This is a genomic window from Arsenicicoccus sp. UBA7492, from assembly GCF_002479615.1.
Classification (GTDB): Bacteria; Actinomycetota; Actinomycetes; order Actinomycetales; family Dermatophilaceae; genus Arsenicicoccus; species Arsenicicoccus bolidensis.
This window is the reverse complement of record NZ_DLOE01000016.1, coordinates 62,476-73,997: the sequence shown is the minus strand read 5'-3', so window position 1 is coordinate 73,997 and position 11,522 is coordinate 62,476. Positions and strand designations below refer to the sequence as shown.

The 11,522-nt window shown below is 72.2% G+C and carries 12 protein-coding genes; 9 read left to right on the top strand and 3 right to left on the bottom strand.

From position 1 onward, the window contains the following. Window positions 1-372: 372 nt before the first annotated feature. The 5 genes from B4E97_RS04625 to B4E97_RS04605 all read left to right on the top strand — a co-directional run bounded on the left by B4E97_RS04625 (window position 373) and on the right by B4E97_RS04605 (window position 3,646). Window positions 373-828: a MarR family winged helix-turn-helix transcriptional regulator gene (locus B4E97_RS04625; protein WP_239266626.1), complete on the top strand. Its 456-nt coding sequence runs from the start codon at window positions 373-375 to the stop codon at window positions 826-828. After that, window positions 825-1,247: an organic hydroperoxide resistance protein gene (locus tag B4E97_RS04620; RefSeq protein WP_239266628.1), complete on the top strand. Its 423-nt coding sequence runs from the start codon at window positions 825-827 to the stop codon at window positions 1,245-1,247. Before B4E97_RS04625 ends, B4E97_RS04620 begins: the two co-directional genes overlap by 4 nt. Further along, window positions 1,247-2,254, top strand: coding sequence for an NADP-dependent oxidoreductase (locus B4E97_RS04615; protein WP_286958870.1), 1,008 nt, complete (start codon window positions 1,247-1,249; stop codon window positions 2,252-2,254). The genes B4E97_RS04620 and B4E97_RS04615 overlap by 1 nt, the downstream gene beginning before the upstream one ends. A 194-nt stretch (window positions 2,255-2,448) precedes the next feature. Beyond that, window positions 2,449-3,105 carry a TenA family protein gene (locus B4E97_RS04610; RefSeq protein WP_019284436.1) on the top strand — a complete coding sequence of 219 codons (657 nt, stop codon included), beginning with the start codon at window positions 2,449-2,451 and terminating at the stop codon, window positions 3,103-3,105. Between the two features lie 91 nt (window positions 3,106-3,196). Next, window positions 3,197-3,646 carry an SRPBCC family protein gene (locus B4E97_RS04605; RefSeq protein ID WP_286958869.1) on the top strand — a complete coding sequence of 150 codons (450 nt, stop codon included), beginning with the start codon at window positions 3,197-3,199 and terminating at the stop codon, window positions 3,644-3,646. A gap of 119 nt (window positions 3,647-3,765) precedes the next feature. Here the strand turns inward: B4E97_RS04605 and B4E97_RS04600 are convergent, their stop codons facing one another. Together B4E97_RS04600 and B4E97_RS04595 are read right to left on the bottom strand one after the other, a co-directional pair. Continuing rightward, window positions 3,766-5,478 (bottom strand): phytoene desaturase family protein, encoded by a 1,713-nt coding sequence (locus B4E97_RS04600; RefSeq protein ID WP_286958868.1) that lies wholly within the window; start codon window positions 5,476-5,478, stop codon window positions 3,766-3,768. Between the two features lie 139 nt (window positions 5,479-5,617). Continuing rightward, complete coding sequence (locus B4E97_RS04595) at window positions 5,618-6,886, bottom strand: DUF2786 domain-containing protein (RefSeq protein ID WP_286958867.1); 1,269 nt, start codon at window positions 6,884-6,886, stop codon at window positions 5,618-5,620. Window positions 6,887-7,180: 294 nt separating this feature from the next. On the opposite strand from B4E97_RS04595, the gene B4E97_RS04590 reads away from it, so the two are divergent. After that, window positions 7,181-8,554, top strand: a complete 1,374-nt coding sequence (locus B4E97_RS04590) for a dicarboxylate/amino acid:cation symporter (protein WP_286958866.1) — start codon at window positions 7,181-7,183, stop codon at window positions 8,552-8,554. A 259-nt stretch (window positions 8,555-8,813) separates the two neighbouring features. Here B4E97_RS04590 and B4E97_RS04585 read toward each other — a convergent pair whose 3' ends face one another. Beyond that, a complete protein-coding gene (locus tag B4E97_RS04585; RefSeq protein WP_286958865.1) occupies window positions 8,814-8,981 on the bottom strand; it encodes a hypothetical protein in 168 nt (55 codons plus the stop codon). Between the two features lie 196 nt (window positions 8,982-9,177). Here B4E97_RS04585 and B4E97_RS04580 point away from each other — a divergent pair, with 196 nt between their 5' ends. The 3 genes from B4E97_RS04580 to B4E97_RS04570 all read left to right on the top strand — a co-directional run bounded on the left by B4E97_RS04580 (window position 9,178) and on the right by B4E97_RS04570 (window position 11,521). Further along, complete coding sequence (locus B4E97_RS04580; protein ID WP_239266222.1) at window positions 9,178-10,674, top strand: NAD-dependent succinate-semialdehyde dehydrogenase; 1,497 nt, start codon at window positions 9,178-9,180, stop codon at window positions 10,672-10,674. Between the two features lie 240 nt (window positions 10,675-10,914). Further along, complete coding sequence (locus tag B4E97_RS18950; RefSeq protein WP_313666903.1) at window positions 10,915-11,262, top strand: hypothetical protein; 348 nt, start codon at window positions 10,915-10,917, stop codon at window positions 11,260-11,262. Window positions 11,263-11,362: 100 nt separating this feature from the next. Next, the gene (locus B4E97_RS04570; RefSeq protein ID WP_286958864.1) at window positions 11,363-11,521 is read left to right on the top strand and encodes an alcohol dehydrogenase catalytic domain-containing protein; all 159 of its coding nucleotides are present in this window, start codon (window positions 11,363-11,365) and stop codon (window positions 11,519-11,521) included. The last annotated feature ends 1 nt before the right edge of the window (window position 11,522 follow it).

Genomic DNA, 11,522 nt, shown 5'->3' with positions numbered 1-11,522 from the left:
ACCACCCAACCTAAATGTGACCGCCTCAGGTAGGCACATCGGCCTGGGTTCGACGGTCCTGCCCCTCCCGGCTGATGGACCTACCCCCGGCAAAGGCATCGACCGGCCTCCGTTCCCCAGGCCGGTGTGACCAGGGCCGGTTGATCTGATCAGGCACCCTGCACCGGCCGCATGCCGAGAGGCCCGGCGTCATCCCCGATCGGGGCATGGCGCCGGGCCTCCCGCACGCCTGGACCCCGGCCTGGGGGCGTTCTTCCGGCATACGGACCGATCGGTGCCGGACCGAGGTCAGGGTGTACGGGCTCGGCGGAAGGTGATGAGTTGCGCGCAATTGAGTTGCACACAACCGACTGGCGTGGCAGGGTAGACGGCATGGAGTCAGACCTCGAGCTCGACCGGCAGCTGTGCTTCGCGCTCTACAGCGCGTCGCGCGTCGCGACCGGCGCCTACCGCGAGGGGCTCACACGTCTCGGCCTGACCTACACGCAGTACGTCACGCTGCTCGCGCTGTGGGAGGCCGACGGCCCCAGCGTCTCCGAGCTCGGCGAGCGGCTCCAGCTCGACAGCGGCACGCTGTCCCCGCTGCTGCGACGCCTGCAGGCCGCCGGGCACGTCGAGCGTCGGCGGGACCACCGCGACGAACGACGCGTCACCGTCCACCTCACCGACCAGGGCCGCGCGCTCGAGCCGGAGGCGGCGGGCCTGCGCCAGCAGCTCTACGACTCCATGCACCTGACCCCGCAGGAGTCAGAGACCCTGCGCACCCTCGCGCAGCGGTTCTGCCACCTGCCCACCCCGCACGACTCGAACGAAGGGCACACGTCATGAACGCGATCTACACCGCAGAGGCGCTCGCCACCGGCGCCGGCCGCAACGGCCACGTCCTCACCAAGGACGGCCGCGTCGACCTCGACCTCGCCGTCCCCACCGAGATGGGTGGCTCCGGCCAGGGCGCCAACCCCGAGCAGCTGTTCGCCGCCGGCTACGCGGCGTGCTTCCACTCCGCGCTGCAGATGGTCGCCCGCGAGGCCAAGGCCGACCTCGGCGAGTCCAGCGTCGGCGCCCGCGTCGGCATCGGCCCGCGTGACGGTGGCGGCTTCGGGCTGGAGGTGACCCTCGAGGTCGTCATACCGGCCCTGCCCCACGACCAGGCGCAGCAGCTCGCGGACCAGGCCCACCAGGTCTGCCCGTACTCCAACGCCACGCGCGGCAACATCGACGTCACCGTCACGGTGGTGGAGGACTGATGACGGCCCCGACCAGCACGCGCCAGATCGTCCTCGCGGCGCGGCCGCAGGGGTGGCCGACGCCCGACGACTTCCGCATCGAGACGATCGAGCTCCCCGAGCTCGCCGACGGCCAGGTCCTCGTGCGCAACACCGCGATGTCCGTCGACCCCTACATGCGCGGTCGCATGAACGACGTGAAGTCCTACGTGCCGCCGTTCCGGCTCGACGAGCCGCTCGACGGCGGCGCGGTCGGTGAGGTCGTCGCCTCCCGCAGCGAGTCCGTGCCCGTCGGGGCGCGCGTGCTGCACGGTCTGGGCTGGCGCGAGCACGCGATCCTGCCCGCCGATGGCGTGACGGTGATCGACACCGATCGGGTGTCCGAGACGGCATACCTCGGGGTCCTCGGCATGCCCGGGCTGACCGCGTATGCCGGACTGACCGCCGTCGCCGGGTTCCGCGAGGGCGACGCGGTGTTCGTGTCCGGCGCGGCCGGCGCCGTGGGCTCGCTCGTGGGCCAGATCGCCCGGCTGATGGGCGCGTCGCGGGTCATCGGGAGCGCCGGCTCGCCCGACAAGGTCCAGCGCCTGCGCGACCTCGGCTTCGACGCCGCGTTCGACTACCACGACGGGCCGGTCGCCGACCGGCTGCGCGAGGCGGCCCCGGACGGCATCGACGTCTACTTCGACAACGTCGGGGGCGAGCACCTCGAGGCCGCCATCGGACGCCTCAACCTGCACGGACGGGTCGCCATGTGCGGCGCCATCTCGCAGTACAACGCCACCGAGCCCACGCCCGCCCCGCGCAACCTCGCCCTCGCCATCGGCAAGCAGCTGACGCTGCGTGGGTTCATCGTCGGGTCCTACTCCCACCTGGCCGACGAGTTCCGAGGCCGTATGACGGACTGGATCGCGGCGGGCGACATCAGCGTCGACGAGACGCGGCGCGAGGGGCTGGACGCGGCGCCGCAGGCGTTCATCGACCTGATGCGTGGCGCCAACACCGGCAAGATGGTCGTCACCCTCTGACCTTCTGATCCCCAGGATCGTGAGTGTTTCGTCCAAGAATCTTGGACGAAACACTCACGATCTCGTGGGGCCGGGCCGGAAATCTCGTGGGGCCGGGCCGGGCCGGGCCGGGCCGGGGCGGGGCGGGGTGCGCAGGGGCGGCGGGGGCCGGGGTGGGCTGTTGGGCGACCACCGACGCGGCATACGGTCGAAGCATGACCGCCACCTGGAGCCAGCGCATGCGTCACGCCACCGACCTCGACTGGGCCGCCGCGACGGGCCACCGCTTCGTCGACGAGCTGCTCGCCGGGACCGTCGCCGACGACGTCCTGGCGCACTACCTGGTGCAGGACTACCAGTTCTGCGACGCGTTCACCGCCCTGCTCGGGCAGGCGTGCGCGTCTGCGCCGGGCCTCACCTCGCGGCTGCGGTTCGCGCGGCAGCTCGGCATGTTCGCCAGCGACGAGGACACCTACTTCATCGACTCCTTCGACGCCCTCGGCGTGCCCGAGGCCGAGCGGTTCGAGCCCACGCTGACCCAGGCCACGCTGGACTTCGACCGGGTGATGCGGGACGCCATCGAGTCCCGGTCCTACGCCCAGGTCCTCGCGGTCCTGCTGGTCGCGGAGAAGCTCTATCTCGACTGGGCCGAGCGCGCTGACCGCGACGGGATGGCCGCGACCCGTCCGGAGCACGTGGGCTGGGTCGACCTGCACCGCGGTCCGGACTTCCGCGCCTGGGTCGAGTGGATGCAGGCCGAGCTGGACGCCAACGAGCCCAGCGACCCACGCGACAAGGACGCAGCCGAGCGGGCGTTCACGCGGTCGGTGGCGTGCGAGCGGGCGTTCTTCGACGCGGCATACGGCCGCTGACCACCTGGCAAGGCTCCTCGGCCGGGCCGGCTCGGTCATGCTGGAGGCACAGCACACCCGCTCCCGGCCGTGGGCCGGCTCAGGAGGACCGATGCACACCGAGCAGCGAAGCACCACCGCCACCGTCGACCAGGTGTGGGCGGTGATCGCCGACGGGTGGACCTATTCGTGCTGGGTGGTCGGGGCGTCGCGGATGCGCGCGGTGTCGGCCGACTGGCCCGCGGCCGGCGCACGGCTGCACCACTCCGTGGGGTCCTGGCCCGCGCTGCTGAACGACGAGACCGAGGTCCGCGAGTGCGAGACCGGGCGGCGAATCGTGCTGAGCGCCAAGGCTCGCCCCGTCATGGGGGTGGCCACCGTCGAGATCAGGCTCGAGCCGCAGGACGGCGGCACGCTGATCAGCATGCGGGAGGACGCGTCGCGGGGCCCCGGTCGACTGGTCCCGCACGCCGTCCGCCAGGCGGGCGTCGCGCGCCGCAACCACGAGGCCCTGCTGCGTCTGGCCCTGCTGGCGGAGCGCCGCACCCAGCCCCGCAGCTGATGCACCTAGCGGGGGTAGGCCCATCAGCCTCCGGTGCGAAGCCCGGCGAGTGTGCCTACCTGAGGCGGTCACATCGGCCTGGGGTGCTAGGTCGGGCGGATGTGCCTACCTGAGGTGGGTCAGCGGATGGTGGGTGGGTCGGCGTAGAGGCGGTGCAGGGCGGCCAGCGACAGGCTGCGCACCGGGCGGCCCCACCAGCGGTTGTCCTGCAGGGCGGCCCGCGCGGCGAGGTAGCCGCAGCCTCCGTGCACACCCCCGCCGGGATGCGTGGCCGCACTGCCGAGGTAGAGGCCCTCGACGTGCGTGCGGGGCCCGCCGAGCCCGGTGACGGGACGCCAGATCGCCTGCTGGAACAGCTGCATCGTGCCGCCCCCCACCGCGCCGTCGCCCAGGTTGGCGTTGCTCGCGTGCAGGTCGTGGGGGCGCTGGTCCCACCGGTCGATGACGTGGTCGCGCCAGCCAGGGGCCAGGTCGTCGAACATCCCCTCCGACGCGTCCGTCAGCCGGTCCGCCGACGCGGCGTCGGTGATGCCCCGCGGCAGGTGGGTGTAGAGCCAGAGCGCCTCGGTGCCCTCGGGCGAGCGCGACGGGTCGACCGTCGTCATCTGCCCGACCAGGGCGAACGGGCGCTGCGGCACCCGTCCTGAGCCGAGGTCGGCGGTCCACCGGACCAGACCCTGCCGGTCCTGGCCGGCGTGCACCACCGCCGCGCCGTGCGCGCGCTCGGCGATCCAGGGCATCGGTGCCGACAGCCGGTAGTTGAGCTTGAGCGTCGGCAGGTCCCACTCGAAGCGGTCCAGGCGTGATCGGAGCCCCACGGGGACGGCGGCGCTCGGCAGGAGCCGGTCGTAGAGGTCGGGTGCGCTCGTGTCGGCGATGACCGCGCGTCGAGCCTGGATGCGCCGACCGTCGACCGTCTCGACGCCGTGCGCTCGCCCAGCGGCCACGGCGATCCGAGCCACGCGCTGACCGGTCTCGAGGCGCGCGCCGGCGGCACGGGCTCGCGAGGCGAGCGCGTCGGCCAGTCGCTGCGTGCCACCACGGGGCGACGGGAAGCCCACGTCCTGCGCGAGCATGGACATGATCCAGCCGAACAACCCGCTGCCGGGCGCCTCCGGGGGGATGTCTGCGTGCATCGCGTTGCCGCTCAGGATCTGCCCGGCGCGGGCGCCGCCGAAGAGCTCGGCGCCCATCCGGTCGACGGGCAGCAGCGCGAACCGCACGAAGTCCGGCACCTGGGTCGCTCCGATGCGCGCCAGCAGCGGCCCGACGGAGCGGCCCGGCGGCCAGCGGGTGAGGAGGCTCGCCAGCAGCGGCTCTCGTATGGCGTCCCACTGCCGCACCAGGCGCAGCCAGGTGTCTCCGTCGCCGGGATGGTCGGCGTCCAGCAGCGCGGCGGTCGCCTCGGCGTCGCCCTCCATGGTCGAGCCGACGCTGTCGTCGCTGGACGCCACGTGCACGACCGGGCGCTCGGCGTGCGACCACTGCAGACCGTGGGCCGTGAGGTCCAGCTCGCGCAGCACGGGCGAGGCCGCGCCGAGGGGGTGGCAGGCGCTGAACTCGTCGAGCACCCAGCCGTCGACGTCGCGGGACGACACGGCGCCACCGAGGGTGTCACGGGCCTCGAGCAGGAGCACGGCCCAGCCGGCGTCGGCGAGGGTGGCGGCGGCCACCAGCCCGTGGTGACCACCGCCGACGATCACCGCGTCGACGATCTCGACGGCCCGGGTGTGCCCTAACGGGGACGAAGCCGACTGCGACGCCCGGGCCCCCGGCCCGGGGTCGCGCTGCGGCGTGCGGGTGCTGGGCCTGGGTGCGTCGGTCGTGGCCATGCGTGACCCATGCCCCGCCCAGCCTCGATCGACACCTGATCCGACGCCCCAGGCCCGACACACGAGCCGACGCCCGACGCGAACCCTGGCACGACACCCGGCATGACGTTCGCGCTGGGTGATCTCCCGGGCCCCCGCGTCAGCTGCCCACGGCCCGCCCCCACTGGAGCGAGGCCTGGTCGGCGGCGCGGCGGCCGCGGTCCCAGCCCTCACGGTCGCGCCCGAAGGACATCGACACGTGACGCACCCGCGGGAACAGCTCCTCGACATACGACTCGACGGCCTCGGTGCGCTCCTGGAGGACCGGCACGAGCTCGCGACCTCCCACGGCCGACATCTCCTCGGCGGCCTGGGCGGTCTCGGCGGCGGTCACCTCGGCCAGGCGCTCGCCGATGCGCGCGCCGAAGGCTGCGAGGAAGGACTGGCGGAAGCTCCGCGTCCGGGACCCGCCGCGCCGGTCGAGCCGCTTGCCCTCGGCGTGCATGGCGCGGGTCGCCTGGACGAGGAGGGACGTGTAGAGGGTCTCGACGGCGTCCAGGTCGTGGGGGAAGCCCAGCAGCGTGACGTAGCCGTCCTCCTTGGCCCACACGCTGCGCGACCGGTTGGCGTCGGCGACCGCTCCGAGCAGCATGACCTTCTCCCGGACGTAGGGCGTCTCCATCCACAGCCGCCGCCCGTCCGGTCGCTCACCGCCACCGCCTGACGACGCGCTCGCGGCCAGCACCGCGTGGTCGATGCTGTGTCGCGCCATGAGGGCCTGGGCCCCAGCGGTGAAGGTCTCGGCCTCGGCCTCGTAGGGCGTGGACTCGGCCTTGGCCAGCAGCTGCCGCACCCGCGCCAGGATCTTGTCGTCCACGTCGATCGGCGTGGACGAGGCCTGCGTCGTCGCCTCGCCCGGCCTGGCGCCGAGCTGCTGCATGGCGGGGAGCGACCGGAGCACGTGCTCGAGCCGCAGCGCCACCTCGTAGGCGATCGCCTCGCTGCCCCACCGCCCGACCCGCGCCGTCACGCACGAGTCCGCCGCCGGCCACCAGACGGAGGCCTCGACGAGCTCGAGCTGGTCGTGCCAGCGCTGCTCGACCGTGGCCCGCGGGTAGGACGCCAGGTCCGCGGCCATCACGTCCCCCAGCAGCTCCACGACCCGCGTGACCGTCTCGGGCTCGGCCCGCACGTGCAGCGCGGACCGTCGGACCAGGTGGTGCAGGTCCATCGGCTGCCAGCCGCTGCGCCACCTCTCCTCGAGGACCCCGCGCAACCGCGTCGTGAGGGTCTGCTCCACCACGGCCCGGCCGCCGGTGGTGTGCGCGAGCGTGATCAGGTCGACCACCGCGTCGTCGAGGTCCCAGACGGACCCTGCGCTCAGCCCTCGCACCCCGGCCAGCGCCAGCTCGTCCGCCTGCCCGGACACCTCTCCCCGGTCGGACCGCTCCCGCGACCCCGACCTATCCGACCCCGTCGACCCTTTCGACCCCGTCGACCCAGCCGACCATGACTGTCTCTGCCTGCTCACCATGACACCTCTCAGAACACCTCAGGACCGTTCGCCGGTCCAGCTCGTCGCCCCCAGTCCTGACAGCACCTACTCAACCACGTGGGTCTGACAGACCCCTCTTCACCGCGCCCTGGGAATAATCTGACGTTATGGTTGATTGTTGCTGACGTTATCCACGTCTGCCCCACCCCCGCGCCGGAGAAGGTCCCCATGTCCTCGACAGCGAGCACCACGCCCACGAAGCGTCGCCGCCTCCCGTCCTTCAGCATCCAGATCCTGATCGCCCTCGTCCTGGGCCTCGCCCTCGGCTGGGTCGCCCTGACCATGGGCCCCACCGCGAACGGCGACGACAACTGGCTCACCGTCGTGCTCGACACGATCGGGTCGACCTTCGTCACCCTGCTCAAGGCCCTGGTGCCGCCGCTGATCCTCACGGCGATCATCGCCTCGATCGCCAACCTGCGCGGTGTCGCCAACGCCGCCCGCCTGGCCGGCAAGACCCTCCTGTGGTTCGGGATCACGGCTCTGGCCTCGGTGATCATCGGGATCGTCCTCGGCCTGGTGATCCAGCCCGGCCGCAACACGAGCGTGAGCGAGAGCGCCGCCAAGGCCCCCAGCACGCAGGGCGGATGGCTCGACTTCATCGACCAGCTCGTCCCCGGCAACTTCCTGGGCCTGTCGGTCAGCTCCCACCCCGTGACCGGCCCCGGCGGCGCGCTCGCCTCGGTCGACACCAGCGTCAGCTTCAAGGCGCTGCAGCTGGTCGTCATCGCCCTCGTCGTGGGCATCGCCGCGCTCAAGGTCGGCAAGGCCGCCGAGCCCTTCCTGGCCTTCAACGCCTCCGCGCTCGCCATCGTGCAGAAGGTCCTGTGGTGGGTCATCCTGCTGGCCCCGATCGGCACCGTCGGCCTCATCGGCCGCGCGATCGCGACCTACGGCTGGTCCTCGCTGACCCAGCTCGGCACCTTCGCGCTCGCGATCTACGCCGGGCTGCTGATCGTGCTGCTCGTGCTCTATCCCGCGCTGCTCCTGGCCCACGGCCTCTCCCCGCGCAGCTACTTCCGCGGCGCCTGGCCGGCCATCCAGCTCGCCTTCGTCTCCCGGTCGTCCCTCGGGACCCTGCCCGTCACCCAGCGCGTGACCGAGTCCCTGGGTGTGCCGCGCGAGTATGCCGCCTTCGCCTCACCTCTGGCGGCCACGACCAAGATGGACGGCTGCGCCGCGATCTACCCCGCGATCGCCGCGATCTTCGTGGCGCAGTTCTTCGGCGTCGACCTCGGCCCGCTGGACTACCTGCTCATCGTCGTGGTGTCGGTCATCGGCTCGGCCGCGACCGCCGGCCTGACCGGCGCGATCGTGATGCTGACCCTCACTCTGTCCACGCTGGGCCTGCCCCTCGCCGGCGTCGGGCTCCTGCTCGCGATCGACCCGATCCTCGACATGGGGCGCACGGCGGTCAACGTCGCGGGCCAGGTGCTCGTGCAGATCATCGTCGCGCGACGCGAGGGCATCCTCGACGAGGACGAGTTCGCCCGGGCCGAGCCCATCTCGATGGACTCGCGGCCCGCGCTGGCCCACGCCTGACGGCGCAGCCGGGCAACGGTCCGGCGGCTCATCAGCACTGACAGTCCGTATGGCGAGCGCCCACCCCATCCGGGGGCCGGGCGCTCGCGCGGGTCTTCGGTGGGATGGGGGGGTTCGCAGTGGCGGGCTGGTCTCGTGCTGCGGGGTGAGACGGGTGGGGGAGGGTGAGGCGGGTCCGCCGCACGGCGGACGAGGGCCGGCTGATGCCCTTACCCCCGGCGGGATCATCAGCCTGGGGGACGAAGCCCGGCTGATGCCCTTACCCCCGGCAGGGGAAGCCGGTGCGGGTGTCGACCACGTTGACCAGCGGCTCGCCGGTGACGTGCGCGGCGGCCTCGGGCTCATGCCGGGCGTCGAGATCGCGACGCCCGGCGGCCGCCCGGACACGGCGACCGCCGTGGCCGTCCAGCAGGCCGCGAGTCGTCACCGCCGGCTCACCCTCACGTGCATGCGGTCCGCTCGGTAACGTGGTCCGGGTCATGCCCGCGCTCGTCGTCTCCATGGAGGAGACCGATCTCGGGCTGGACAGGTTCCGGGCCGCCGTCGAGGAGGTCACCGGGGCCGCGGGCAGCGACCGCTGATCAGATCGACCACCGAGCACGACACCCTTCAGGAGGTCCCCGATGACCGTGCAGCTCGTCACCGCGTCCGACGCCGAGTCCCAGCGGGCGCAGGAGGTGGTCGCCGACGTCCCCACCGGCCTGTTCATCGACGGTGAGTGGGGCGACGCGGCGTCCGGCAAGACCCACGACGTCGTCAACCCCGCCAGCGAGCAGGTCATCGCGACCATCGCCGACGGGGGTCCCGAGGACGCCCGCCGCGCCATCGAGGCGGCCGCCGCGGCCCAGCGCGACTGGGGTCGCACCGCCCCGCGGGAGCGCAGCGAGATCCTGCGCCGCGCCTACGACCTCGTCATGGAGCGGCAGGACGACCTGGCGCTGGTCATGACCAGCGAGATGGGCAAGCCCGTCGCCGAGGCCAAGGGCGAGGTCGCCTACGCCGCGGAGTTCTTGCGGTGGTTCTCGGAGGAGGCGGTCCGCATCGGCGGAGACATGATGCTCTCCGGCGACGGCTTGACCCGGATCTTCGTGTCCCGCCAGCCGATCGGCCCGTGCGTGCTGGTCACGCCGTGGAACTTCCCGCTCGCCATGGCCACCCGCAAGATCGGCCCCGCCATCGCGGCCGGCTGCACGATGGTCTTCAAGCCCGCCCACCTGACGCCGTTGTCGAGCTTCGCCCTGGTCGACATCCTGGTCGAGGCGGGCCTGCCCGCCGGGGTCCTCAACGTCGTGTGCTCCTCCGACGCCGGCTCGGTCGTCGAGCCGTGGATGAGCAGCGGTCTGGCCCGCAAGGTCTCGTTCACCGGCTCGACCGCCGTCGGCGTGAAGCTCCTCGAGCAGGCGTCGCAGCACGTCATGCGCTCCTCGATGGAGCTCGGCGGCAACGCGCCGTTCATCGTGTGCGAGGACGCCGACCTCGACAAGGCCGTCGACGGCCTGATGATCGCCAAGATGCGCAACATGGGTGAGGCCTGCACGGCCGCCAACCGGATCTTCGTCCACCGCTCCGTGCACGACGCGCTCGCGGACAAGCTGGCCGAGCGCATGGGCGCCCTGTCGGTCGGCGACGGCCTGGCCGAGGGCGTGCAGGTGGGTCCGCTCATCGAGCCCAAGGCCCTCGACAAGGTGGTGGAGCTCGTGACCGACGCCGTGGACCGCGGCGCCGAGGTACGGTGCGGCGGCGACCGTCCCAAGGGTGCCGGCTACTTCTACCCGCCGACGGTCCTCACCGGCGTCGACCCCGGCTCGGCGCTCATGGAGCAGGAGATCTTCGGCCCCGTTGCCCCGCTCATCCCCTACGACACCGACGACGAGGTGATCGAGCTCGCCAACGCCACCCCGTGGGGGCTCATGGGCTACGTCTACACCGAGAGCCTAGAGCGGGCTTTCCGCCTCGGTGAGGCCATCGAGACCGGGATGGTCGGCCTCAACACCGGTCTCGTGTCCAACCCCGCCGCGCCCTTCGGCGGCGTCAAGGCGTCGGGGCTGGGGCGCGAGGGCGGCAAGCTCGGTATCGAGGAGTTCCTCGAGGTCAAGTACCTCGCCGCCCCCCGGACCTGACGAGGAGGGCGGGACGATGACCTTCACCCCCGAGGAGTCGACGGACGGCTCGCTGCGGTCCGAGCCCGTATGGCGCACCAGGGGCTGGCCGCACTCGTGGTCACCGACCCGCCAACCTGTTCTACCTGACCGGCTACAACGCGTGGTCCTTCTACACCCCGCAGCTGCTCACGTGCCCTCCGAGGGCGACACGGTGCTCTTCGCCCGGGCCATGGCCGCCCAGGGGGCGCACCGCACCTCGTGCCGCCCGGGCAGATCGTCGGCTACCCCGAGAAGCTCGTGCACCGGCCCGACAGCCACCCCTTCGCGTGGGTCGGGGCGCAGCTGCAGCGGCGGGGCATGATGGCGCCGTTCGCGCGCCGGTGCGTGGGCGTGGAGATGGACTCGCACTACTTCTCGCCCAAGGCGGGCAGCACCGGGGACGGCATCACCGTGGAGCTGCGGGTGACCATGGAGATGCCCGGCTTCGAGACCGAGCCCGACCACCCGGCTCCCATGGCCGATCTCGCAGCCAAGGGTCAGCCGCAGGGTGCGCCTACGGGGCGTTTTCTGACGCCAACTTGGGCGCGACTCATTTCCTCCGGCTAGCTAGCCCCCGGGTTCGCCCTGATCTGCCTACGACCCCCTCGTTCGGTGGCGAGGGTAGGTTGGGTCTGGAAAGTCACCACACAACGATTGGAGATCCACCATGAAGGCTGTGGTCTATCAGGGACCGCGCGATGTCGCAGTCACGGATGTCCCGGACGCGAAGATCGAGCGACCCACCGATGTCCTGGTCAGGGTAACGACGACGAACATCTGCGGCTCGGACCTCCACATGTACGAGGGGCGGACCTCCTTCGAGTAGG